Here is a 23,615-nt window from a genome sequence, read left to right on the forward strand (position 1 = left end):
ATGGCGGATTTGAGGTTAGCTTTCGCCTCGACAGATGGAGATGACATGACTTTCAACGACCTGATCGACCGCCGGGGCACCAACGCAACCAAATGGGACAAGATGGAGCGGCTTTATGGTGTGTCGCCCGAGGATGGGCTGGCGATGTGGACCGCCGATTCCGACTATGCCACCGCGCCTTGCGTGATCGAGGCGGTGCGCAAGGCGGCCGATCACGGGGCGTTTGGCTATTCCTGGATGCACCCCGCCTATCTTGACGCCATCCAGTGGTGGATGAAGACCCGGCATGGATGGGAGATCGACACCGACTGGATTCTGACCTCGCAAGGGTTGGGCAATGCGATTGCCCTATGTCTGGATGTCTGGAGCGAACCGGGGGACGGGGTGGTCATCTTTTCGCCCGTTTATCATGAGTTTGCCCACAAGGTGAACAAATCAGGCCGCCGCGTGATTGAATGCCCGCTGGTGCGACAGGGTGAGAGCTATGCGCTGGATCTGGACGATGCGCAGTCGCGGCTGGACGGGTCGGAAAAATTGTTGTTGTGGTGCTCGCCACAGAACCCGTCGGGCCGGGTCTGGACGCCGGATGAGCTGCGCGCCGTGGCAGCGTTTGCTGAACGCAACGGGCTGATTCTGGTTTCGGACGAGATTCACCATGATCTGGTCTATCCGGGCAGTACATTTGTGCCGATGGATGTGGCCGCCCCGGATGCCCGGGCCTGGACCGTGACGCTGACGGCGGCGTCGAAAACGTTCAACATCGCGGGGCAGCGCACTGGTAACATGATCATCCCGGACGCCAAGCTGCGCGGTGAGATGCGGCACCGGATCACCACGCTGGACTATGACCCCAGCGCATTGGGCGTGGCGATGATCACCGCCGCCTACTCGCCCGATGGGGCCGCTTGGGTCGATGCTCAGATTGGGCATCTGGATGCCAACCGGGAACTGTTCGACGCGACAATCGCCGAGATACCGGGCCTGTGGTCGATGCCGTTGCAGGCGACTTATCTGGCGTGGGTCGATTTTTCCGGCACCGGGATGAACCACGACGAGTTTGTGCGCCGCCTGCGCGAGGATGCGCGGATTGCGACCTCGTCCGGGCCCGGATTCGGGTCGGGGGGCGAGACGTTTGAACGGTTCAATCTGGCCACCCAACGCGCACGGGTCGAAGAGGCCTGCGCCCGGTTGAAACGGGCCTTTGGCGATCTGCAGTAAGCCATGCGCCGGGTTGCGCTGCTCGCTCTGGTTCTGGCGGTCGCTTTGGCGGGCTGGGTCGGATGGCACCGCTATGGCCCGCGCGTCGCAGCCCCGCCGCTGGCCCCCGAGGCCAGCCGCATCGACCATATCCTGATCGAGAAAACCGCCCGGCGTCTGACCGCCACGCTGGATGGCGCGGTCGTGATGCAGGCCGATATCGCACTGGGCTTTGCGCCCGAGGGTGACAAGACGCGCGAATGTGACGGCAAGACGCCCGAGGGGATGTTCCGCATCGATCGTCGCAACCCGCAAAGCGCCTTTCACCTGTCTCTGGGGATCGACTATCCGCAGCCTGATGACCGGGAAAGGGCACGGCAGGGGAATTACAGCCCCGGCGGGGACATCTTTATCCATGGGCAGCCCAACGGCATGACCGGATTTACCCTGCCGGGGGACTGGACCCTTGGCTGCATCGCGATCTCGAACGCAGAGATGGCGCAGCTTTGGCGTTTGACCGCAACCGGAACGACGGTCGAAATCCGGCCCTAAAGCCCCTTTTGGTGTTCTGGTTTAGATCGCCCTAATCCTCGAACCCCAGCAGGGCGATCGGGGCGTCCGGCGCGCGGTAGAAATCCAGCGGAGCGCGGTCGGCGGCAACAGTGTTGCGCTTGAATTCATAACGCATTTCGCCCGCCGCTTCCTCATCAGCGATGATCAGGCATTGGTACATGTGGTTGGCACCATCATAGATATCGACCAGCCCGCGCAGACGCGGCGTGGTATCGGCCTCGACAGTGAAACCATCTTTCCACAATGTCAGGATTTTGAAGGTATTGTCGCCCATTTCCACCCGCAAACGGCTGGATTTCTTCAATGTCGCGATTCGAGCCGCGTCCAATTCGGCGCGGATTTCCTTTGAAACATAGGTACTCATAATAAACTTCCCCCTTAACACCCTCTATTGTGGACCGGATTGTGTAAAAATCCAGTGAAGCGCTTCACGCGGGCCGGGTGATGGGCGATCTGTTGCGCCTGTGCGCCGGATTGTACCCCGATTGTGCCCCTGATTGTGCATGGGCGCAGGGCAGATGCGCGCGCGGTGAAATAGGAACCGGGGGCGCAACGACCTATCTTTGCTGCAAACATTTACGGAGGACTGACGATGGGCCTGCTTGTTGACGGCAAATGGCATGACACCTGGTACGATACCAAATCCACCGGCGGGGCCTTCAAGCGCTCGGCCGCGCAGTTTCGCAACTGGATCACCGCCGATGGGGCCCCCGGCCCGTCGGGGCGCGGCGGATTTCAGGCGGAAAGCGGACGCTATCACCTGTATGTCAGCCACGCCTGCCCCTGGGCGCATCGCACGCTGATCTTTCGGGAACTGAAGGGGCTGAGCGACCATATCGCCGTCTCGGTCGTGCACCCGGACATGCTGGACAAGGGCTGGACGTTTGAAACGGACACTCGTGGCGCTACTGGCGACAAGCTGTTCGGACACGACTTTGCCCATCAGCTTTATACCCGCGCCGATCCGAAATATTCGGGCCGCGTCACGGTGCCGATCCTGTGGGACAAGGTGGAAAAGACCATCGTGTCGAACGAAAGTTCCGAGATTATCCGCATGTTCAACTCGGCCTTTGACGGGATCACCGGCAACACTGACGATTACTGGCCCGAAGCAATGCGGGACGAAATCGAAGAGGTGAACGCGCGCATCTATTCGGACGTCAACAATGGCGTTTACAAGTCCGGCTTTGCCACCTCGCAAGCGGCGTATGATGCCGCTGTTGGCCCGCTGTTCGATACGCTGGACTGGCTGGAAGAGCGTTTGTCTGCGAACCGTTACCTGATGGGCGACCGCATCACCGAGGCCGATTGGCGTCTGTTCACAACGCTGATCCGGTTCGATCCGGTCTATCACCTGCATTTCAAATGCAACCGGCGGCGGCTGGTCGATTATCCGAACCTATGGGCCTATACACGCGAGCTGTATCAATGGCCGGGCGTCGCTGCGACGGTGAACATGGATCATATCGTGCGGCACTATCATTACAGCCACGAAAGCATCAATCCGCACCGGATCATTCCGACAAACCCGGTGCTGGATTACATGGAACCGCACGGGCGCGGTCAGCGACCCGCCGCGTAATGTTCCACCATCGCCGCCAGATCCTCTGGCGGCGTTCCACTTTGCACATAGGCGCAGGCATTGGGACTGTGGGCAAAGATCGACCCGTCCGAGAAGAACGTGGTGTTGGTCACAAAGATCACCCGCGCCTGTGGCCTGCGATAGCTGGCGAAATCAGCCACGGCCAATGCGCTGCCGGTTTCCAGCACCAGATCCAGCACGATGATATCAAAGGCGGTTCCGTAAAGCGCGAGGATCGCAGCCTCTTGCCCGGCAACAAGAGTGACCTCGGCCCCTTGCCGCTGTAGATGCCTTTGCCAGACCCGACCAAGGTCGGGGTTACTCTCAACAATCAGAACTTTCATTTGCAACAACCTCGGCACTTGGTAGAGTGAGTGGTGCCGACCCCCGTAGCCCGTGATCCCGTGATTTCCTTAACAAAGTGTTAACGCCGCCGGTCCAGCGCCGCGCTCACGCGGATTTGCTTGTATAACCGGCATAAATCCGCTTGAAGCGGGCCTGAACAGGCGATTCCGGCTGAGGGACCAATGGCTGATCCAAGCGAAACTTTGAACCCGCGCGCGCAGCGGGACCATGGCGGCGGGCTGGACGGGGCCATCCAGCGCTATGGCGGAGCGCGCGCGGATTGGATCGACCTGTCGACGGGGATCAACCCCGAACCCTATCCCATTTCGGGGCTGCTGCCGTCAGACTGGGCAGAACTGCCGGATCACGGCGCCTTCGAACGCTTGAGCGATGCGGCGCGGTTGTTCTGGTCCGCGCCCGACGGCGCGGCGATCCTGCCTGCGCCGGGCGCCTCGGCGGTGATCGCGCGTATCCCTGCGCTGGCCGCGACGGGGCGGGTTCAGATCACAGCGCCAACCTATAACGAACATGCCGCGGCGTTTTCGGCGCAGGGATGGGCGGTGCAACCGGACGGCCCTGCCGAGGCGCGGGTGATCGTGCATCCCAACAATCCCGACGGTCGCCTCTGGCAAGCCGAGGATGCCAACGCCCCCCTGACCGTGATTGACGAAAGCTTTTGCGATGTCACCCCGGACCAAAGCCTGATCCATCTGGCAGAGCGTCCGGGCGTGATTGTCCTGAAAAGCTTTGGCAAGTTCTGGGGCCTCGCTGGGCTTCGGCTGGGGTTCGCCATCGGGCAGCCGGACCTGATCGGTCGGTTGAACGACCTGACCGGCCCGTGGTCGGTGTCAGGGCCAGCATTGCGGATCGGTGAACAGGCGTTGCGGGATCTGGCCTGGGCCCAGGCGACACGGGAGCGTCTGGCCAATGATGCAGCGCGACTTGATCAGTTGGTCACGGCCAAAGGCGCGCGGCTGCTGGGCGGGACCAGCCTGTTCCGCCTTTATGAAGTTGATGACGCCGCCGCGTGGCAGGACCGACTGGCACAGGCCCATATCTGGAGCCGCGTGTTCCCCTATTCCGCGACCTATCTGCGTCTGGGCCTGCCGCCTGCTGACGGCTGGAACCGGCTGGAGGCCGCCCTGTGAGCACCCCGTTCCTGCTGGTCTGTGCCATGTGTCTGGACGCCGCCTTGGGCGAGCCCGACTGGCTGTGGTCGCGCATCCGTCACCCGGCGGTGATGATCGGCAATGGGATCGGCTGGCTGGACAAGCGTTTGAACCATGGCGCGCTGCGGCGGGTCAAAGGGGTCGTTGTCCTGATCCTGCTGGTGCTGGGCGCGTATCTGCTGGGGCGGGGTCTGGCGCTGCTGGGTCCGGTGGCCGAGATCATGATCTGCGCCATCCTGCTGGCACAGAAATCACTGGTGAGCCATGTGCGCGCCGTGGGCGACGGGCTACGCGCGTCACTGCCCGAGGGCCGCGCGCGGGTTGCGATGATTGTTTCGCGCGATACACGCGACATGACCGAGGCGCAGATTGCACGATCCGCCATCGAGAGCGCGGCGGAAAACCTCAGCGACGGGGTGATTGCGCCTGCGTTCTGGTATCTGGTCGCCGGGTTGCCGGGGCTGCTGATCTACAAGGCGGTCAACACCGCCGACAGTATGATCGGCTATCGCAATGGCACATACGCAGATTTCGGCTGGGCCTCGGCCCGGTTTGACGATCTGCTGAACCTGATCCCGGCAAGGCTGACATTCCTGATGATCGTGGCGCTGTCAGGCGGCTGGGCGGAAAGGTCCGAGATGATCGCCGATGCGCGCCGCCATGTCTCACCCAATGCGGGCTGGCCCGAGGCGGCGATGGCGCGGGCGCTGAACGTGGCTCTGGCGGGGCCGCGCAGCTATGACGGGCAGATGCGCGATCTGGCCTGGGTGAACGGCGATGCCCCGCGTGACATCGGCGCGGCAGAGATTTTCCGCGCATGTGACATGCTTTGGCGCGTCTGGGGGCTTGCGCTTGGCCTCGTGTCGGTGTGGGTTGGGGTCAGCTTTATTTTCTGAAGGACGCCCTATGCGTTTGCTCTCTGCCCTTGTGGCCGCCGCCCTGTTCGCCTCACCCGCGTTTGCCCAATGCGGGGGCGGATTCAACGCCTTTGTCAAAGGATTGAAATCCGAAGCCGCCCAGCGCGGGTTCGACCAAGCCACCGTGAACGGGTTCTTCGATGGCGTCAGGCAGGACGGAGCCGTTTTGAAAGCCGACCGGGCGCAGGGGGTGTTTCAGAAACCGTTCATCGAGTTTTCACGCCGCCTGATCTCGCAAAACCGGATCGACCGGGGCAAGGCGATGTCGCAGAAATACGACGCGGTCTTTGACCGGATCGAGCGCGAATACGGAGTGTCGCGCGGCGTGTTGCTGGCCTTTTGGGCGTTCGAGACCGACTACGGCGCGGTGCAGGGTGATTTCAACACCCGCAACGCGCTGGTGACGCTGGCCCATGATTGCCGCCGCCCCGAATTGTTCCGGCCGCAGATCTTTGCCGCGCTTGAGCTGCACCGTCAGGGCGATTTCGACCCTAACCGCACCACCGGCGCCTGGGCGGGAGAGATTGGCATGGTGCAGATGCTGCCGCAGGACATTCTGGACAATGGCGTGGACGGGGATGGGGACGGTCAGGTCTCGCTCAAAACCTCAGCCCCGGATGCGCTGCTGTCGGGGGGCAAGATGCTGTCGCATCTGGGCTGGCAACCGGGCCAGCCGTGGCTGCAAGAGGTGACGGTGCCCGACACTATGGACTGGTCCCTATCCGGGCCGGGCAAGCCGCGTTCGGTGGCAGACTGGCAGGCAATGGGGGTCCAGGCCCGCAGCGGGTCGCTGACCAATCTACCGGCCTCATTGATCCTGCCACAGGGGCACAAGGGGCCCGCGTTTCTGGCCTATCCGAATTTCGATGTCTATTTCGAATGGAACCAGAGCTTTGTCTATGTCCTGACGGCGGCCTATTTCGGCACACGTCTTGAGGGCGGGCAGATTTATGATGCGGGCAATCCGGCTGCTGGCCTGTCCGGCGCGCAGATGAAGCAATTGCAGAGCAAGCTGCAAGCGCGTGGGCATGACGTGGGCAAGATCGACGGGATTCTGGGCGCGGGTACGCGGGCTGCGGTGCAGGCCGAGCAACAGCGGCTGGGGCTGCCTGCGGATGCATGGCCGACGGCGGAGTTGTTGGGGCGGCTATAGAGAGCCGCTGGGATAGGCTTAAGAAATGAACAAGAAACAGAAGTTCAACTACAGCGCGAGACTTGTTTCTGCGATTTCGCTGCTGGTTTTGGGATCGCAAGGCGCGATTGCCTTCACCTGTGAGCCGCCCGGAATCCACTTAATGTCCGAGACTGAACGAACATTCAGTCAAGGCGAAAAGCTCCGTCTGCATTCGACTGATCTGGCCGAACGGCTCGCTTGGCAAATGCGGGATGGCGAAGGCAAAATCGTTTTTGGACGCTTCTCTCGGAATTCAGACAAGGAATTCCTGCACGAAAGGCAGTATACGAGCATTCAATCTGCGTATTGGCCTCCTTCGGAGGACACGCAAATGCCTGAACACATCGAATACAGCTATCGGGGTGCGTTCCGGTTTGAAGGAGTGCAAATGTTAGGCCGCGAGTTAGTCCCATTTTCGGCAGAAGAGATCGATGTGCACATTACTATATCATCAGATTATAGCGGTGTCATAGATCAACTTCCAAGTACCGACAGTGACGTCATAGGAATACTAAAGACCTCTCGGAACGGAAAAGCTTTCCAGATAACAGCTTCCATTTGCCCGACATATTTCAGCGTAGAGAGCGAACAGTTAAGAGACCTACTGGCGTGTTTCGATCAAGGTGAGTGCAAGCTTTCGACGCCCGAATGACGACCATCACTCCGGCCGCACCGGATACCGATCCCCTTTCTCATCGATTAGAACCAACCTCCCCCCACTATGCACATACAGGTCGCAGCGGCTGAAGCCGTTGCGGTAGGCGATGCAGATGCTGCCGTCCTCGGCGATGGAATAGGTGCCAAAGGCCGCGTCTCCGCTGGCGTAGGTGTAGGAATAAGCCCCTCCGGCTGAGAATGCAGCCTTGCCGTCGTCGTAGAAGGTCAGCGTGCGGCCTGCCAGCGCCTCGAGTTCCTGAGCGCTCAGGGGCACGTCGCCGGGTTTGGTCGGCCATTCGGCGCACCATGCGGGACCGGAAGCCAGAAGGCCGAGGATCAGGAAACGGGTCATGGCCTCACCCTACCCCGGGCGGGTGTGAAACAGGCATAAACTTGCAGTGAGCGGTCAGGCGACCATCTGTTCGGCTTTCTTGAGATCAACCGAGACAAGCTGGCTGACACCCTGTTCCTGCATGGTCACACCAAACAGCCGGTCCATCCGCGCCATGGTCACCGCGTGGTGGGTGATGATCAGGAAACGCGTGTCGGTCTGGCGGCACATCTCGTCCAACAGGTCGCAGAAGCGGGTGACGTTGGCATCGTCCAGCGGGGCGTCGACCTCGTCCAGCACGCAGATCGGGGCCGGGTTGGCGAGGAAGACGCCGAAGATCAGCGCGGTGGCGGTCAGGGTCTGTTCGCCGCCCGACAACAGGCTGAGAGTCGAAAGTTTCTTGCCCGGCGGCTGGCACATGATTTCCAGACCTGCATCCAGCGGATCGTCGCTTTCGACCATGACCAGATTGGCCTCACCGCCGCCAAAGAGGTGCTTGAACAGCATGGCGAAGTTCGAGTTCACTTGCTCAAACGCGGTCAGCAGACGTTCACGGCCCTCACGGTTGAGGCTGGCGATGCCGCTGCGCAGGGCTTTGATCGCCTCTTCCAGATCACCTTTTTCGCCGTTCAGCGTATCGAATTCTTCCTGAACCTCTTTGCTGTCTTCTTCGGCGCGCAGGTTCACCGCGCCCATCGCGTCGCGCTGGCGCTTGTGGCGATTGACCTCGGCCTCAAGCGCGTCGGCGGCGGGCATCTGGTCGGGGTTCACGTCCAGTTGGTTGAGCAACTGGTTGGGCGTCAGTTGCTGATCCTCGGCGATGCGTTCGGCGGCGGCGGTCACGGCCTCTTTGGCCGCGTCACAACGCGCCTCGGCGGCGGCGCGGGTTTCGCGGGCTTCCGACGCCTGACGTTCCGCTTCGCGTTCGGCCAGCACAACCTCGCGCTGCGCGGTTTCGGCCTCGGCCAGCTTGTCGGCAGCCTCGGCGCGGCGGGCTTCGGCGGTTTCGATCAGCTCATTCAGTTCTTCGCGGGCCTCGGCAATTTCGCCGGGGGCGGCCATGGCCTCTTGCAATTCCTCTTCCGAGCTTTCCTTGCGTTCGGCCAGTTCCGCGATGCGTTTTTCGGCGGTTTCAAGACGGTGCTTCCAGCCGCTGAGGTCTTTGGTGACTTCTTGGCTACGCCGGGTGCGGGCCTCGCCCTCACGCCGCAGCTCGTCATGGGTCGAGCGGTGGGTCAACATGGTGATCCGCGCGGCCTCGACCGTCTGCTTGATGTCTTCGACCTGCGCGCGGGCGCTGTCGAGATCGCCTAAGCCGGTCAACGCGCCTTCGGCCTCGCGCAGTTGGGCGCGGGCAGACATGGCGTCTTCTTTGTGGCGGTCCACGGCCAACGTCAGGGTCTCCAGCTTGCCCTCGGCCAGATTGCGATCCGCCTCGGCCCGGCTGAGCATCCGTGCGGTTTCAGCCATGCGCTGATCGGCAGCGCGGCGGGCGTCGCGGGCGCGGCGGTCGGCCTCGGTTACGTCGGCCAGTTGTTGCGACAGCGCCTCATGCGCGGCGCGCGCGCCATCGGCCTGCGCCTCGGTCCGGGTCAATTCCTGTTTCAGCGCCTCAAGCTTGTTTAGCTGTTCCAGACGCAGGGCAGCGGCGCTTGGGGCATCCTCAGCCCAGGCGCGGAACCCGTCCCAGCGCCACAGGTCGCCCGAGCGCGAGACCAGACGTTGACCCGGCTTCAGCGAGGCTTGCAGGCGTGCGCCCTGATCCGCATCGACCAGACCAATCTGCGCAATGCGGCGGCTCAGGCGATCGGGGCCGGAGATGTGCAGGGCCAGCGGTTCGGCCCCATCGGGCAGCGGTTGATCGGCGTCATAGCCTGCAACCTGCACCCAACCGGATGGCCCGTCGCCTTCGACCAAAGGCGCTCGCAGGTCATCGGCCAAAGCCGCCCCCAACGCCTTTTCGTATCCCGGTGCCACCCGCAGCAGATCCAGCACTTGCCCGCCTTCGGCGGTGTCGCGTTCAACCAGTTTGGCCAGCGCGGTGGTTTCGGCCCGGATCGCGCCCAACTCACCTTCGGCCTCTGACCGCTTGGCACGGGCCTCGGCCTCACGCGCCTGCGTATCATTGCGCAACTCGTCAGCGGCGGCGAGCGCTTCTTCGGCAGCCTCGGCGGCTTCGCGGGCTTCCTCTTCGCCCTCTTGCGCGGCCTCGAACGCCTCATTGGCGCGGATCAGGGCGGTTTTGGCGTCATCCACGGCAGCGCGGGCTTTTTCCTCTTCGCCCTCGGACCGGGCCAGAGTCTTGCGGCTGTCTTCAACCAGCCGCTGCGCCGATTGGTGACGGGCGACCAGGCGGGCCATGTCTTCGGTCTGCTGCGAGAGGTGATCTTCGCGGTCCTGCAGGACCGACGCGGCCTCGCGGGCGATCTCGGCAGCCTCAGCGACCTTTTCGTCATAACCCTCGGCGGCTTTGGCAAGCTCGCGGGCCTCCCACTCCAACCGTTCGATCATTTCGCCCGCATCGCGGTTCAGGCCGGATTCGCGTTCGATATCCTTACCAAGCTGCTGGATGCGGTTGGTCAGGGTTTCGATGGTCTGCCGGGCGCGGGTTTCCTGATCCGAAAGCTGGTCGCGCTGTACCTGCTGGCGTTGCAGGACGGCGGCGGCGATGGCCTCTTCTTCGCGCAGGGGCGGCAGGGTTTCTTCGATCTGGGCGCGTTTGGCGGCGGCTTCGCGGGCGGCAGCTTCGGCACGTGACGCTTCGGTGAGGCGCTCGCGCAGCTTTTCCTCGGCCTGTTGGCGGGCCATGTCGGCCTCTTTCCAACGACGATACAGCAGCATCCCTTCGGCCTGCCGCAACTGCTCGCCAATCTCGCGGTATCGCGCGGCCTGACGGGCCTGACGAGCGAGTTGCGCAAGCTGACCGCCCAACTGTTCCAGCACGTCATCGACGCGGGTCAGGTTGGACTCGGTGCCTTTCAGCTTCAACTCGGCCTCGTGCCGCCGTTGATAGAGGCCGGAAATACCAGCCGCCTCTTCCAGAATACGGCGGCGGGCGCGGGGTTTGGCGTTGATCAGCTCGGCGATGCGGTTCTGCCCCACCAGCGCGGGCGAATGCGCGCCGGTCGAGGCGTCGGCGAACAGCATCTGCACGTCACGGGCGCGGACGTCCTTACCGTTGGTCTTGTAGGCGCTGCCCACGTCGCGGGTGATGCGGCGCACGATTTCAAGCTGATCGTTGTCGTTGAAACCGGAAGGCGCCAGACGTTCCGAGTTGTCCATGGTCAGGACCACCTCGGCAAAGTTGCGGGCAGGCCTTGTGGCAGCACCGGCGAAGATAACATCCTCCATCGCGCCGCCGCGCATGGATTTGGGGCGGTTTTCGCCCATCACCCAGCGCAGAGCCTCCAGCAGATTGGACTTGCCGCAGCCATTGGGGCCAACCACACCGGTCAACCCGTCCGCGATGATCAGATCGGTCGGGTCCACGAAGCTTTTGAAGCCGGTCAGTTTGAGTTTGCTAAAGCGCAATGGCTGCTCTTGGTATGATTCCTGTACTCAAGAAGTGTGCGCAACCGAAGGGCGAGGTGTCAACGTGATTGCGCAGGATATGGGTCATTCGCCCGAGTTATCCACAACATCTTGGCAAAACTACGCGGGTTTGCGCGTATCTCAGTACGGGGTGCATTCAAAGACCTGATAGCCGTATCCGCCCGAATAGCCGTAGTTGACGCATTCATAAGGTCCGCGCAAAAGCGCGCCGAAAATCAGCTTTTCCCCCAGTTCCCGATCACAGCCCAACACGCCAACGGTCACTGCAGCATCGCCCATCACGTCGAGAATCGGGCAGCCCGAAACATGGGCCATCGCCAGCGCAGCGCGGTCGCGGATCGGGCCAAGGCGCGGGGCGTATTGGGCGTTGACCCGCACGGCCTCGGCCAGTTCGTGCCGCACCCGCACGTCAAAGACGCTGCCGTTGACGGACACGCGGGTTGCGGGCTGGTCGCGGAAATAGGGCGTGCCGCCCGAACAGGCGGCAAGCAGCAGGAAGGCGAGCAGGCGGGTCATGCGGCCTTTCTAGATGCACTATGGTTAACGAAACCTTTCGCCGGTCAGGCGCGCAGCACCTCTCCAAGTCTGCGAATGCCTTCTTCGATGATCTGTTCGTCCGAGTTGGAAAAGCTCAGGCGGATGGTATTGGCCCCGGTGTCGTCCGGAAAGAACGCCTGACCGGGGACAAAGGCGACCTTGACCGTTTCCAACGCCCGCGCCAGCAGGTCTGCACCGCTGGTCCCTTTTGGCAGCGTGACCCAGACAAACATACCACCTTCGGGTTTGGTCCATTGCACACCGTCAGGCATATGGCGGGCCAGCGCCGACAACATCGCATCCCGGCGTGCGCCATAGGCTTTGTGCAGCTTGGGGATATGAGTGTCGAAACAGGCTTGCGCCACCTGATGCACCGCCATCTGGTTGATCGTCGATGAATGCAGGTCGGCGGCCTGTTTCAGCAAAACCATCTGCGAAATGACCCGCTTTGCAGCCACAACCCAGCCGACCCGCAGCCCCGGCGACAGGGTTTTCGAGAAGCTGCCGCAATAGATCGTGCGGCAGTGTTCGATCGAGCCTTTTCGCGCCAGTTCCAGCGCAAGGATGGGCGGGATCGGATCGCCGTCATAGCGCAGGGCCTGATAGGCCCCGTCCTCGATCACTGCACATTCCAGATCGTCGGCGAGGTCCAGCAGCGCCTCGCGCCCGCGCAGGTCCACGGTTTCGCCTGTGGGGTTGGCGAAGTCAGGAGACAGATAGGCGAACTTGACCGCGCCCTGCCCTGCCCCTGCGCGGTATTCGTCGGCGCCGCGATTGCCATTGATGCCCAAGCGATCAAAGCGCGGCTCATAGGCGTTGAAGGCGGCCAGTGCGCCCAGATAGGTCGGCCACCCAACCAGAGCGGTGTCTCCGGGTGACAGGAACAGTTTGCCCAGATAATCCAGCGCCTGTTGCGAGCCCGAGGTGATCAGGATGTTGTCGATGTCACACTCAATTCCGATCTGGCGCATGTGATCTGCAAGCCACTGGCGCAGCGGGGCATAGCCCTCGCTGACCGAATATTGCAGCGCCAGCGCCTGTTGATCGGGTCCGAGCGCACGCTGAAACGCTTGCGCGAAGTCATCAGCGGGAAACAGATCGGGGTCGGGGATGCCGCCCGCGAATGAGATGATACCCGGCTGATCCAGCAGTTTCAGCAGTTCTCTGATCTCGGATGCTTTCATCCGCGACGCACGTGTGGCGTAGAGTTGATCCATGGGCCGTCTCCTCGTCTGACCGTTGGTGCGCGCAGGCTATGGGGGTCGCGATTAAAGTCAATAATACTGACCTAATGTTTCAAAGAATGTGATTGCGGTTTCTTGAACCGGGTCTGGATACGTGGTCATGTGAATTGACCAATTTCAAACAGACACGCCATGCCATTCCAGAAAGTTCAGACCGAAAAACTGTCCCTTGCCGTTGTCCGCCAGATCGAACTGTTGATCCTGCGCGGCATCCTGCGCCCCGGTGAGCGCCTTCCGTCCGAACGGGATCTGGCCGAACGGATGGGGGTGTCGCGCCCGTCCCTGCGCGACGCCATATCCGAGTTGCAGGCGCAAGGGTTGCTGACCTCAAAGGCCGGGTCGGGCATCTATGTGGCCGAAGTTCTGGGATCGGCCTTTTCCCCGGCTTTGATCCGGTTGTTCAGCAGCCATGACGAGGCGGTGTTCGATTATCTATCGTTCCGGCGCGATATGGAGGGGCTGGCGGCTGAACGCGCGGCGCGGCTGGGCTCGGACAGTGATCTGAAGGTGGTTCAGGCGATCTTTGACAAGATGGAAGCCGCCCATGCAAGCAACGCCGCCGAGGAAGAGGCGCATCTGGACGCGCAGTTTCACATGGCGATTATCGAGGCCAGCCACAACGTGGTGATGCTGCATATGATGCGATCGATGTTCGATCTGCTGCGGCAAGGTGTGTTTTACAACCGGCAGCTCATGTTCAACCAACGAACCACGCGGGATGCCATTCTGGATCAGCATCGGGCGATCAACGCCGCCCTGCAGGACCGCGACCCGGCGGGGGCACGGCAGGCGGTCGAACAGCATCTGAGCTTTGTCGAGGCGAGCATGGCCGATCATCAGAAAGCCCAACGCAACGAAGAGATCGCACAGCAGCGGTTGAAGCATGAGACGGGCGAGGTTTGATGTTTATTGGTCATCTACCCGGTGCCTATCTGGTCTTTCGAGCGGCGGCGCCAAACCTTGGCAAACTTGCATTTGCAGCAGCGATGATTGGGGCCGTTGCCCCAGACGTAGACATGCTCTGGTTCTATCTTGTCGACAACCAGGGGCATCATCACCATTCTTATCTGACGCACCGCCCTATCATCTGGGCGGGGTTCCTGATGGCCGGGATGGCTATACGCGTTTGGGCCTTGAGAACCAGCACTTTTCTGACCTTCTTCGGCGCAGGCGGGCTGGTACATATGGTGCTGGATTCGATCACCGGAGAAGTCGCTTGGCTCTGGCCCTTTTCAGACGCAACGCATCCTCTAGTCGTGGTACAGGCGACCCATTCTCATTGGATATTGTCTTTTCTCAACCATTGGACCTTCAAGGTTGAGATCGTGATTACGGTTATTGCGCTGCTTGTTTGGTTTCTCAGTTGGCGTAGGGCCTGAGAGCACAAAAACCCGAGCACCTTGCGGCCCTCGGGTTTTGTTATCAACTGTCTTGCAGATCAGTGCAGCTTTTCACCAACATCCGCGATGGCGTTGTCAATCAGCTTGTTGGCCTGCGCAGCGGTCATCTGCTTGGCCAGAACCGCGTTCGCTGCCGAAACAGCCACGGTGATCGCCTGATCGCGCACCTCTTTCACAGCCGAAGCTTCAGCCGATGCGATCTGATCCTGTGCGGCCGCCAGACGGCGCGCGATGGACTTTTCCAGATCGACCTTGGCCTGATCCGCTGCCAGAGCCGCGTCCGCTTTCGCCGCTTCGACGATAGCGTCGGCTTGGGTCTGAACTTCGCGCTGCTTACGCTCGTACGAGGCCAGCAGGCTGCGGGCTTCTTCGTGCAGGGCGCGGGCTTCATCCAGTTCGGACTTGATGCCTTCGGCTCGGTTGTCCAGAGCACCGCCAATCATGCCGGGAACCTTGAAATAGAACAGGACCGCGATGAAGACGATAAAGCCCAGAGTGACCACAAAGTCGGTGTTGCCAAGCGAGAAGAACGGGCCGCTTGCGGCCAGCGCAGGGCTGGCGGCACCAACGGTCAGGATAAGGGCAAGAGTGTTCCGCATGTCACTTATCCTTTCGTCTGCGCGTCTACGGCACTGTTGATGGCATCGGCATCCGCCTTACCGCCCAGTGCAGTGACCAGTTCAGCCGCCGTATCCTTGGCAACCACTTGAATGCTTTCCAGCGCACCGGCACGGATGTCGGCAATTGCCTTTTCCGATTCAGCCGCCTTTGCAGCGATTTCCGCATCCGCCTTGGCAATTGCGTCATCCAGACCAGACTGGATTTCTGCACGTGCTTCGGCAGCGATACGCTGCGCTTCGGCACGGGCATCGGCCAGCGCCTTGTTATAGGCCTCTTCGGCCTCGACCGCCTTGGCCTTCAGATCTTCGGCCGCAGCCAGGTCATTTGTAATGGTCCCCTGACGTTCAGCCAGGATTGCCGCGATGCGGGGCAGAGCCACGCGAGACAGGACCAGAAAGATGACGACCAGCGTAATGACCAGCCAGAAAATCTGGTTGGGGAACCAATCGAAGCAGAGCTGCGGCATCCCGATGGCCGACCCATACGAGTCAACGCAGGTGCCAGCTACCTCTTCTGTAAGGGGTTCAGTCGCCATGATGTCCTCCGTCGGAACGTTGTCTTTACAACAGGTGGGCCACTATGGCTTGGGCCCACCTGCGCGTAAGGATCAGGTTCCGCAGATTAGACGGCGAACATCAGCAGCAGCGATACCAGGAATGCGAAGATGCCCAGCGCTTCTGCGAATGCGATACCGATGAAGAGGGTTGCGGTCTGCGAAGCAGCCGCCGAAGGGTTGCGCAGGGCGCCGGCCAGGAAGTTGCCTGCAACGTTGCCCACCCCGATTGCGGCTGCGCCGGAACCGATTGCTGCCAGGCCTGCGCCGATGTGTGCGAGATCGCCTTCCATGATGTATCTCCTTACGAATTGGAAGTTTCGATGTTGGGTGTTCGGACCTTAGTGCGACGGATGCAGCGCATCTTTCAGATAAACACAGGTCAGAATGGTGAATACGTAGGCCTGGATGAAGGACACGAGGACCTCGAGGCCGTACATTGCGGTGATTGCCAGAACCGACACGGGCGAGATCGCGGCAATCGCGGCAAAGCCTGCGAACACTTTGATCACCGCGTGGCCTGCCATGACGTTACCGGCAAGACGAATGGAGTGGCTGACGGGGCGTACGAAGTACGAAATCAGCTCGATAATCGCCAGAACCGGGCGCAACGCCATCGGGGCGCTGGAAACCCAGAACAGACCCAGGAAGCCTGCACCGTTCTTGACGAAACCCAGAACGGTCACGGTCAGGAACACGGCCAGCGCCAGCGGGATGGTCACGGCGAAATGCGATGTAGTGGTGAAGGACATGGGCAACATGCCCAGGAAGTTGGCGCAGACGATGAACATGAACAGGGTCATGACATAGGGGAAGTACTTGACGCCTTCCTTGCCGCAGATGTCTTCCAGCATCTTGTAGATGAAGCCATAGGCCAGTTCGGCCACCGACTGCATCCGGGTCGGAACAATCGCGCGCTTTGAGGTGCTGAGAACCAGCAGAGCAAAGATCGCCGCAATCGCCAGGAACAGCCACAGGGTCACGTTGGTGGGCGTGTACCATGCAATCGCACCGTCGCCGAACAACGGCTTGACGATGAACTGGTCCATCGGGTGGAATACCAGGCTGCTGCCTTCTGCTGCGGTGGTCTCGGTCGCCACGTTCAGTCCCTCTCGTCCTTCTCGGCCGCGCTTGCAGCCGCTTGTTTCTCTTGAACCTCTTTCGCGCTGCGGAGCATAACCTTCACGCCCGCGACAAGGCCCAGCAATGTGAACAGCACCAGAAAGATCGGGATCGTCCCGAGCAGGCTGTCCAGCCCGTATCCGATGCCAAATCCGATCCCCAGACCGGATACCATTTCGATGACCATCCTCCAGGCAAGCTCGCCCCCGGACACGTCAGCATCTGCGCGGGGCTTGGGCGCTTTGGCCTTTTTCGCCGCTTCGATCTTGGCCTCAAGCTGCGCCATACGCTGCTTTTGGTCGTCATCGGTCACGGGCGTTTCCCTCGCACAGTCTTGGGTAGGGTGCTAAGGCCCCGGGGGCACAGAGTCAACGGGGTTGAGGTCGCACTTTGTATGCATTTATGTCTATGATTTTTATGCCAAAAATCTTAGACGACTGGAGCTGCGGCGATGTGCCGGGATCGCAGATCAACCGAATTGGGCTGAATCCGTATATTCAACCTTTTGGTTGATCTTTGTCCCCCCTGTCCGCTTGCCAACGCCTGACGATGCGCCCATCGATCAGCAGCAGGCCCGCGAAAATAGCCGCCATGCCGATCAGATGTTCGCGCAAAAGCGCCTCACCCAGAACCGATGTTCCCAGCACCAGCGCCGAGACCGGGGCGATCAGGGTGACGGTTGAGATATTGGTTGGTCCGACCTTTGGCAGCAGCCAGTAAAACGCAATGAACGCCGCCGAGGTTAGCACAAACCCGATCATCAGAAGTGAGGCCCAGGTCTCGGCCCGGGTGATATGGGGCAGCCCGTCCTGCCACAACGCCAGAGGCGCAATCGCCAGCGTTGCGCCCGTCAGGGCCAGCGCCACCAGAACCACTGGCTGCATATCCCGGAACGCACGGGCGAAATTGACCGAAAAGGCATAGCAGACCGGGGCAAGAATGATGAGCAGAACAGCCCAGAACTCGGACTTTGCCCCCGATTGCAGCAGCGGCAGGGACAGCACGACGATACCGGCAAATCCGCAGATCACGCCGAGTGATTTGAGCAGCGTGGCGCGCTCTCCTCCGGGCCAGAAATGCGAGACGATGACGGCAAAGGCCGGTGTTGTGGCATTCACAATCCCGGCGACACCTGCGCCGATATGCTGCTGGCCCAGCGCATAAAACGCAAATGGCGCTGCGTAGCTGAGCGCGCCAAAGCCCAACAGCCCCGCGGCACGCTTAAACGTCAACTGGACCGGCAGACGTCGGCCCAGCACATAGATCCAGCACCCGAGCGCCCCGAAGCCAACGCGCCCCATCGAAACGGACAGAGGCCCAAGCTCGCGCAGCAAAATAGCGTTGAACATGAAAGACATGCCCCAGCCGATGCCGAGGACGCAGATCACCATCCAGTATTTCAACGGCATCGCCACGCCCCTTGCCAGTTCCGGCGCAGCATGGCGTGGGTGTGGAAATTGTCAAACCGGTTCCTGCGTATTAGGAAAGAGCCATGTCCAACGACCTCGACACCGTGTTTGCTGCCCTTGCCGACCCAACCCGCCGCGCCATCCTTGCGATGCTGCTGGAGGACGACATGGCGGTGACGGACGTCGCCGAGCCGTTCGAGATGTCGCTGGCGGCGATCTCGAAACATTTGGTCATTCTCACCCGCGCCGGGCTGATCTCGCAGGAAAAACGGGGCCGGGTGAAATGGTGCAAGCTGGAGCCTGACGCGCTGCGCGCGGCCTCGGTCTGGATGCAGGGGTTCGGGCAGTTCGAACCGGTCAATCTGGATGCGTTTGAACGGTTTCTTGAGGTCGAGTTGCCCTCGGACGAGGCTTAGGGTCCTGACCCTAACGCACCACAAAGACAGACATGCTGGCATGTTTTGCCAGATAGCCCGCATGACTGGAAAAGATGTGGTCGGTGATCCGCGGCGCGTGGGTGCCGACAACGATCAGGTCTGCGCCGATTTCCTCGGCCACGTTTTTCAGGTCGCTGTCCATCTCGGCCGCGACATCAACGGAGTGGATGTTGCGTATCGCGACCTCGGTCCCGCTGGAGCGCGACAGTTCATCGACAAAGGCCCGCACCTCATCGGACTGGATCGGTGCGCTGGACTGTGTGCCAGAGACGCTGACCACAGTGATCTTCGCGTTTTGCCATTTGGCCACCTGCGCGGCCACATCGGACGCTTTGCGGGTTTCCGGTGGCAGGTGCAGGTCGACGGGGATCATGATGTGATTGAACATTGCAAATTCCTCCTCGGCAGGAAGCATAGAGAAAACTGCATATGAACACTTTGATCTGCCTCAAGAGATCACCCGGATGCCGGGATGGCCTCAGCCCTCTTGACTGTATTCCACCCCTGTCACCACGCCGCCGGTATCGGCATAGCAAAGCCACGGGGCCTGCGCGCCTGCGACCAAAACCGTTGTGGTCGTTCCGGTGAGGTCGGATTGGGTCGAGATGGCGTTGACGCCGTCGGGCCGAACCCCTGTTTCCGCCGCGACCAATGCTTCGCAACTGCCCTGAAGATCTTGGGTAGACCCGCTGCCGGGTGCGCCCTGCGTGCAGGCGGTCAGAGGAGGTATTATGGCAGCTATGATAGCCCGTTTCATGGTGACGCTCGCGGTTTCATCTTCGGGTCAGAGGCTGTCACATCCTGCCCAGAATGCAAGCGTCAATCGGTCGGTGACTTGGGTGGTGCGTTGGGTGTCGGTTCTTCGGATTTCAGCAAAAGCACCAATGCCAGCGCTGTCAGGGCCGCGCCGATCAGGACCAGACCGGTGGGCGCGGGCCGACCCAGCGCGATTTCCCACAGGATCACCCAGCTTGGGATCAGGTAGGTATAGGCCATGACCTTGGCCGACGGCAGGCGCAAAGCCGCGAACTGGACCAGCACAAAGCTGGAAGCGGTGGCAAAGACCGACAAGTACAGCAGGCTGATCCAGACAATGGGTGGCAGATTGAGCCAGTCGGTTGCGCGGATATCCGACCAGCCGACAAGGGACAGGATCACGCACCCGGCGACAATGGTGCCAAAGGTGAACACAACCGCCGGTTCGCCCCGGTTCAGCTTGCGCACCATCGGCGTATAGATTGCGTGCGCCAGACAGCCCCAGAAAAAGATGATCTCGCCTGTGCCGATCTCGAAGGCGCGAAAGGCCTGCCAGTCAGCGCGAAAGATCACCCACAGCGCTCCGGTCGCGCCGACGCTCAGCGCCAATGCCATGCGCGGGGTCGTGATCTGGCGCAGCAGTATCCAGCCAGCGGCCGCCGACATCACAGGCGTCAGGGTGAACACCGCCGAAGTACTGACCGGGTCAGCCGTTTTCAGGCCATAGAACATCAGCACGAAATAGGTCGCAAACAGCCCGCCCAAGACACCATAGCGCCACGGAGCCTGTGCGGCACTGCGCGGCAGCCCGGTGGTGGCCAAAGCGGCAAATCCGATGATGATCGCCGCAAGCAGAAACCGCGCCGCCGTGATGGCCATCGGCGCAATCTGATTGGCCACAATCGAGCCCAGCGAGAAACTGCCCGCCACCAGAACGGAAAACGTGACCATCGCCAGATGACCACGCGCCTGCGGCGTCACGAAAGCCAGCCTTTGGATTGCTCTTTCAGATAGGTCAGGAACGCCTGAACCTTGGTGGTGCGGTGCAGGTCCACATGCGTCACCAGCCACAGGTTACCGGCCCATTCCGGCAGAGGGCTCATCACTTCGATCAGATCGGGATCGCGCGATGCCTCCCACCTTGCCATGAAACCGATCCCGGCCCCGGCCAGAACCGCCTCGCGCATACAGAAATTGTTGGTGCAGCGAAAGGCAATCGCCTCGGCGGGCACAGTGTTACGCAACCATCTGGAAAACGGCGCGCGGCTGTTTTCGTCATCGGTGCTGACAAACAGATGATCCGCGAACTCTTCCACGGTTTCGGGCTTGCCGTGGCGTTCGATATAGGACGTGCTGGCGAACAACCCGACCTCTTGCGGGATAAAGGGCTGCACCACATTGTCGGGTTGATCCGGGGCAGCACCGGCGCGGATGGCCACATGCGCCTCGCCATATTCCAGACGGAACAGGCGGTCGCCGGTCAGATAGCGCACGATCAGCCCCGGATGCATCGCCTGAAACTCGGCCAGCGCCGGAACCAGCAGCGGCGCCAACGAGGCCAGAGACGTCACCACCAGCTCACCCGAGACATCGTCGCCACGCCCCTTCATGCGCCCGACCAGCTGGTTGAACTGATCCTCGGTGGCCTGCGCCACGCGCAGCAGGTCATCGCCCGCATCGGTGGGCGTATAGCCGCGCGCATGGCGCTGGAACAGCTTGACGCCCAGACGAGCCTCGATCGCGTCGATATGGCGGATCACGGTGGCATGGTGCACGCCCAGAACCTCGGCCGCCCCGCTGACCGTACCCATTCGCGCTACCTGATAGGCGGTTCTCACTTCATCCCAATTGTCCATCGCATCATTCCAGTGTGCAAATTCTAACAATACTTGTTTACATATCCGACTTTTGTTCATTCGCGCAACGCTCATATTGAAGCGCAGCAGACAAATCCACATCCAAAGGACCCCGTGACATGACCAAAACCATCCTGCATATCGACGCTTCGGCCCGCCGTACCGGATCTGCCACCCGCGACTTGTCGGACCGCATCGTCAAACACCTGGGTGCCGCGCGCATCATCCGCCGAGATCTGGCCACGCCCCTGCCCCTGCTGACCGAAGACTGGATCAACGCGAACTTCACACCCGCCGATCAGCGGGACTCGGTCCAGCGCGACCAGCTCTCGCTGTCGGATGAACTTGTTCAGGAACTGCAAAGGGCCGATACGATTGTCATCGGTCTGCCGATCTACAATTTCTCGGTCCCCGCCGCCTTCAAGGCCTGGATCGATCTGGTTGCCCGTGCCGGACTGACATTTGCCTATTCCGAAACCGGCCCCAAAGGCCTTCTTGAAGGTAAGCGCGCGGTTCTGGCAATTGCTTCCGGCGGTACCGCTGTGGGGTCCGAGATCGACTTTGCCACCAACTATGCGCGCCACGTTCTGGGCTTCATCGGCATCCACGATGTCGAGGTGATCGCCGCTGACCAAATGGCGCTGGACGCCGAAGCCACGCTGAAGAGCGCCCACAAAGCTGTCAGTGAACTGGCAGCCTGACTTTACCCCCTCTGGTCAAGGCCGGATGAAACGTCCAATCTGCATCCCATGAGGTCACTGCGGATTGGGCGTTTCACATGAAAAAGATCGGAATACTGGGCGGCGTCGGCTGGGCCTCGACCGTGGATTACTATCGGGCCATTGCCGAAGGGGCCAGCCGGTACTACGCGGATCGCGGGCACGGTTCCCCCCTGCCCATCCCACCGATGACAATCGAATCCGTCACGCAGGCCAAAACCCGCGCCCTGCGCGGCGTGGCCGGGGACGAGGCCAGTTGGGCCGGTTTCGACGCTGTGTTCCGCGACGCCCTGCTGACGCTGGAACGCGCGGGATGTGACTTTGGCATCATCGCCTCGAACACACCGCACGCCCGGCTGCACGCCATCCGGCAGGGCGTGTCCATGCCGATCCTCAGCATCTTTGACGCCACCGCCGAAGCGACCGCGACAACCGCGGCCAGCAACGCTTTGGTTCTTGGCACTACGGTCACGATGCAGGCCGACAATTACGCGCAATGTCTTGCAGCCAAGGGCATCACCGCCAACGCGCGCCTGCCCGATGCGGAAATCGCCGAAATGCAAGCGATGATCGACAGCGATTTCTACGGCGGAGCCTCTGACACCGCCCATGCCCGCTTGCTTGCCTTCTGCAACACACACGCGGTCCCCGGCACGGCCATCCTTCTGGCCTGCACCGAACTGCCGCTGGCCTTCCCCGATCATCTCGATGACCCGGTGTTTGAGGCTGATGGGCACCTGTTCATCAACCCCTCAGCCGCCCATGTCGCCGCCGCCCTCAAAGAGGCTCTGGACGTGACTTAAAAGCGCCCGCCCCTTCTTCTGTTCAAAAATACCTCCGCCGGAGGCACGCGCCGCAAGGCGCGTTCCCTCACGGCAGCCAGTTAACATCGCACCCGATCTTGTCGAAGAACACCATCAAATCTTCGCGCGACAAAACCACAGTCCGATCATTGACCAGCGGATGCATGTTGATGACGTCTGCCTGCTGCGCAGCGGCATCCATAAAGAATCGCACATCATTCCCGACCCCGTTGATCATCGCCAGAGGACTGACTGCGCCGGGACGGATGCCGAGGTTCTGCAACAACCGCTCGGGCGATCCAAAAGACAGCCCCCCGACGCCCAGCTCAGCGCCCAGCGCTTTCAGATCAATCTCGCGGCTCTGCTCCAGCGTCACCAGATAGTTCCGCTTTTTCCTGTCACGCAGATACAGGTTCTTGAGCCGCAAGGCGTTCTCACCCGGCACCATGAACTGATCCTCGACCCCCATGGCGTCCTCGACCGTGCGCAGCGGGACGTGGCTGTGCAAGCGGTAGCTCAGCCCCCAATCGTCCAGCTGCGCCAGCAAGGCGTCAGAGCTAAGCGGCAGCGTGTCCTGAAATTCAGATGATGCGTCCATGTGGGTCTCCTTCATGCGGTGCGCTCATCGCTTAGCCTGCGCGAAATTTCAAGCCGCGACAGA

General features: G+C 61.3%; 29 protein-coding genes. 12 read left to right on the plus strand and 17 right to left on the minus strand.

The features are described 5' to 3' along the window. The first annotated feature begins 45 nt into the window (after positions 1-45). Positions 46-1,218 carry a MalY/PatB family protein gene (locus tag ACR0FG_RS18105; protein WP_480894489.1) on the plus strand — a complete coding sequence of 391 codons (1,173 nt, stop codon included), beginning with the start codon at positions 46-48 and terminating at the stop codon, positions 1,216-1,218. A 3-nt stretch (positions 1,219-1,221) separates the two neighbouring features. Beyond that, positions 1,222-1,749: a L,D-transpeptidase family protein gene (locus ACR0FG_RS18110; RefSeq protein WP_480894491.1), complete on the plus strand. Its 528-nt coding sequence runs from the start codon at positions 1,222-1,224 to the stop codon at positions 1,747-1,749. A 31-nt stretch (positions 1,750-1,780) separates the two neighbouring features. On the opposite strand, the gene ACR0FG_RS18115 is transcribed toward ACR0FG_RS18110, so the two are convergent. Continuing rightward, the gene (locus tag ACR0FG_RS18115) at positions 1,781-2,134 is read right to left on the minus strand and encodes a hypothetical protein (protein ID WP_170715656.1); all 354 of its coding nucleotides are present in this window, start codon (positions 2,132-2,134) and stop codon (positions 1,781-1,783) included. Between the two features lie 228 nt (positions 2,135-2,362). On the opposite strand from ACR0FG_RS18115, the gene ACR0FG_RS18120 reads away from it, so the two are divergent. Then, positions 2,363-3,352: a glutathione S-transferase family protein gene (locus tag ACR0FG_RS18120; RefSeq protein ID WP_480894493.1), complete on the plus strand. Its 990-nt coding sequence runs from the start codon at positions 2,363-2,365 to the stop codon at positions 3,350-3,352. Here the strand turns inward: ACR0FG_RS18120 and ACR0FG_RS18125 are convergent. Further along, positions 3,334-3,696 (minus strand): response regulator, encoded by a 363-nt coding sequence (locus ACR0FG_RS18125; protein WP_170715652.1) that lies wholly within the window; start codon positions 3,694-3,696, stop codon positions 3,334-3,336. The two genes, ACR0FG_RS18120 and ACR0FG_RS18125, sit on opposite strands and share 19 nt — an antisense overlap. A 183-nt stretch (positions 3,697-3,879) precedes the next feature. Here ACR0FG_RS18125 and cobD point away from each other — a divergent pair, with 183 nt between their 5' ends. The 4 genes from cobD to ACR0FG_RS18145 are packed head-to-tail and all read left to right on the plus strand — an operon-like array spanning position 3,880 to position 7,609. Next, positions 3,880-4,845, plus strand: coding sequence for a threonine-phosphate decarboxylase CobD (cobD, locus tag ACR0FG_RS18130; RefSeq protein WP_480894495.1), 966 nt, complete (start codon positions 3,880-3,882; stop codon positions 4,843-4,845). Beyond that, positions 4,842-5,762: an adenosylcobinamide-phosphate synthase CbiB gene (gene cbiB / locus ACR0FG_RS18135; RefSeq protein ID WP_480894497.1), complete on the plus strand. Its 921-nt coding sequence runs from the start codon at positions 4,842-4,844 to the stop codon at positions 5,760-5,762. The genes cobD and cbiB overlap by 4 nt, the downstream gene beginning before the upstream one ends. Before the next feature lie 10 nt (positions 5,763-5,772). Then, a complete protein-coding gene (locus tag ACR0FG_RS18140) occupies positions 5,773-6,936 on the plus strand; it encodes a lytic murein transglycosylase (protein ID WP_480894499.1) in 1,164 nt (387 codons plus the stop codon). A 25-nt stretch (positions 6,937-6,961) separates the two neighbouring features. Next, positions 6,962-7,609 carry a hypothetical protein gene (locus ACR0FG_RS18145; RefSeq protein ID WP_480894501.1) on the plus strand — a complete coding sequence of 216 codons (648 nt, stop codon included), beginning with the start codon at positions 6,962-6,964 and terminating at the stop codon, positions 7,607-7,609. A gap of 6 nt (positions 7,610-7,615) precedes the next feature. Here the strand turns inward: ACR0FG_RS18145 and ACR0FG_RS18150 are convergent, their stop codons facing one another. The 4 genes from ACR0FG_RS18150 to ACR0FG_RS18165 all read right to left on the minus strand — a co-directional run bounded on the left by ACR0FG_RS18150 (position 7,616) and on the right by ACR0FG_RS18165 (position 13,251). Further along, complete coding sequence (locus ACR0FG_RS18150) at positions 7,616-7,966, minus strand: hypothetical protein (protein WP_480894503.1); 351 nt, start codon at positions 7,964-7,966, stop codon at positions 7,616-7,618. A gap of 54 nt (positions 7,967-8,020) precedes the next feature. Continuing rightward, on the minus strand, positions 8,021-11,476 hold the full coding sequence (locus tag ACR0FG_RS18155) for a chromosome segregation SMC family protein (RefSeq protein WP_480894505.1): 3,456 nt from the start codon (positions 11,474-11,476) through the stop codon (positions 8,021-8,023). 141 nt (positions 11,477-11,617) lie between these two features. Further along, on the minus strand, positions 11,618-12,013 hold the full coding sequence (locus ACR0FG_RS18160) for a hypothetical protein (protein ID WP_480894506.1): 396 nt from the start codon (positions 12,011-12,013) through the stop codon (positions 11,618-11,620). A 44-nt stretch (positions 12,014-12,057) separates the two neighbouring features. Next, positions 12,058-13,251: an aminotransferase-like domain-containing protein gene (locus ACR0FG_RS18165; protein ID WP_480894508.1), complete on the minus strand. Its 1,194-nt coding sequence runs from the start codon at positions 13,249-13,251 to the stop codon at positions 12,058-12,060. Between the two features lie 159 nt (positions 13,252-13,410). On the opposite strand from ACR0FG_RS18165, the gene ACR0FG_RS18170 reads away from it, so the two are divergent. Together ACR0FG_RS18170 and ACR0FG_RS18175 are read left to right on the plus strand one after the other, a co-directional pair. Then, a complete protein-coding gene (locus tag ACR0FG_RS18170; RefSeq protein WP_480894510.1) occupies positions 13,411-14,181 on the plus strand; it encodes a FadR/GntR family transcriptional regulator in 771 nt (256 codons plus the stop codon). After that, a complete protein-coding gene (locus ACR0FG_RS18175; protein ID WP_480894512.1) occupies positions 14,181-14,657 on the plus strand; it encodes a metal-dependent hydrolase in 477 nt (158 codons plus the stop codon). Before ACR0FG_RS18170 ends, ACR0FG_RS18175 begins: the two co-directional genes overlap by 1 nt. A gap of 59 nt (positions 14,658-14,716) precedes the next feature. On the opposite strand, the gene ACR0FG_RS18180 is transcribed toward ACR0FG_RS18175, so the two are convergent. From ACR0FG_RS18180 to ACR0FG_RS18205, 6 genes are all read right to left on the minus strand, one after another. Further along, positions 14,717-15,277, minus strand: coding sequence for a F0F1 ATP synthase subunit B (locus ACR0FG_RS18180; protein ID WP_170715628.1), 561 nt, complete (start codon positions 15,275-15,277; stop codon positions 14,717-14,719). 5 nt (positions 15,278-15,282) lie between these two features. Next, a complete protein-coding gene (locus ACR0FG_RS18185) occupies positions 15,283-15,834 on the minus strand; it encodes a F0F1 ATP synthase subunit B' (RefSeq protein WP_170715626.1) in 552 nt (183 codons plus the stop codon). Between the two features lie 86 nt (positions 15,835-15,920). Beyond that, positions 15,921-16,145, minus strand: a complete 225-nt coding sequence (locus ACR0FG_RS18190) for a F0F1 ATP synthase subunit C (protein WP_005981269.1) — start codon at positions 16,143-16,145, stop codon at positions 15,921-15,923. A gap of 48 nt (positions 16,146-16,193) precedes the next feature. Further along, a complete protein-coding gene (locus tag ACR0FG_RS18195; RefSeq protein ID WP_170673622.1) occupies positions 16,194-16,952 on the minus strand; it encodes a F0F1 ATP synthase subunit A in 759 nt (252 codons plus the stop codon). A gap of 2 nt (positions 16,953-16,954) precedes the next feature. Then, positions 16,955-17,287 (minus strand): AtpZ/AtpI family protein, encoded by a 333-nt coding sequence (locus tag ACR0FG_RS18200; protein WP_170673619.1) that lies wholly within the window; start codon positions 17,285-17,287, stop codon positions 16,955-16,957. A 184-nt stretch (positions 17,288-17,471) separates the two neighbouring features. Next, positions 17,472-18,383: a DMT family transporter gene (locus ACR0FG_RS18205; protein ID WP_480894515.1), complete on the minus strand. Its 912-nt coding sequence runs from the start codon at positions 18,381-18,383 to the stop codon at positions 17,472-17,474. 83 nt (positions 18,384-18,466) lie between these two features. On the opposite strand from ACR0FG_RS18205, the gene ACR0FG_RS18210 reads away from it, so the two are divergent. Beyond that, entirely contained in the window at positions 18,467-18,799 is a 333-nt protein-coding gene (locus ACR0FG_RS18210; RefSeq protein ID WP_170715622.1) for a metalloregulator ArsR/SmtB family transcription factor, read from the plus strand. Between the two features lie 10 nt (positions 18,800-18,809). Here the strand turns inward: ACR0FG_RS18210 and ACR0FG_RS18215 are convergent, their stop codons facing one another. From ACR0FG_RS18215 to ACR0FG_RS18230, 4 genes are all read right to left on the minus strand, one after another. Next, the gene (locus ACR0FG_RS18215; RefSeq protein WP_480894516.1) at positions 18,810-19,208 is read right to left on the minus strand and encodes a universal stress protein; all 399 of its coding nucleotides are present in this window, start codon (positions 19,206-19,208) and stop codon (positions 18,810-18,812) included. 90 nt (positions 19,209-19,298) lie between these two features. Then, a complete protein-coding gene (locus tag ACR0FG_RS18220; protein ID WP_170715618.1) occupies positions 19,299-19,577 on the minus strand; it encodes a hypothetical protein in 279 nt (92 codons plus the stop codon). A gap of 62 nt (positions 19,578-19,639) precedes the next feature. Continuing rightward, positions 19,640-20,557 carry a DMT family transporter gene (locus ACR0FG_RS18225; protein ID WP_480894518.1) on the minus strand — a complete coding sequence of 306 codons (918 nt, stop codon included), beginning with the start codon at positions 20,555-20,557 and terminating at the stop codon, positions 19,640-19,642. Next, positions 20,554-21,432: a LysR family transcriptional regulator gene (locus ACR0FG_RS18230; protein ID WP_170715613.1), complete on the minus strand. Its 879-nt coding sequence runs from the start codon at positions 21,430-21,432 to the stop codon at positions 20,554-20,556. Before ACR0FG_RS18230 ends, ACR0FG_RS18225 begins: the two co-directional genes overlap by 4 nt. Before the next feature lie 119 nt (positions 21,433-21,551). Between ACR0FG_RS18230 and ACR0FG_RS18235 the strand changes: the two genes are divergently transcribed. Both ACR0FG_RS18235 and ACR0FG_RS18240 read left to right on the plus strand, forming a co-directional pair. Continuing rightward, a complete protein-coding gene (locus tag ACR0FG_RS18235; protein ID WP_480894520.1) occupies positions 21,552-22,133 on the plus strand; it encodes an FMN-dependent NADH-azoreductase in 582 nt (193 codons plus the stop codon). Between the two features lie 77 nt (positions 22,134-22,210). After that, positions 22,211-22,954: an aspartate/glutamate racemase family protein gene (locus ACR0FG_RS18240; RefSeq protein ID WP_480894522.1), complete on the plus strand. Its 744-nt coding sequence runs from the start codon at positions 22,211-22,213 to the stop codon at positions 22,952-22,954. A gap of 67 nt (positions 22,955-23,021) precedes the next feature. Here ACR0FG_RS18240 and ACR0FG_RS18245 read toward each other — a convergent pair whose 3' ends face one another. Beyond that, positions 23,022-23,552: a prolyl-tRNA synthetase associated domain-containing protein gene (locus ACR0FG_RS18245; protein ID WP_480894524.1), complete on the minus strand. Its 531-nt coding sequence runs from the start codon at positions 23,550-23,552 to the stop codon at positions 23,022-23,024. Positions 23,553-23,615: the final 63 nt, after the last annotated feature.

It is taken from the genome of Ruegeria sp. E1 (genome assembly GCF_056534225.1).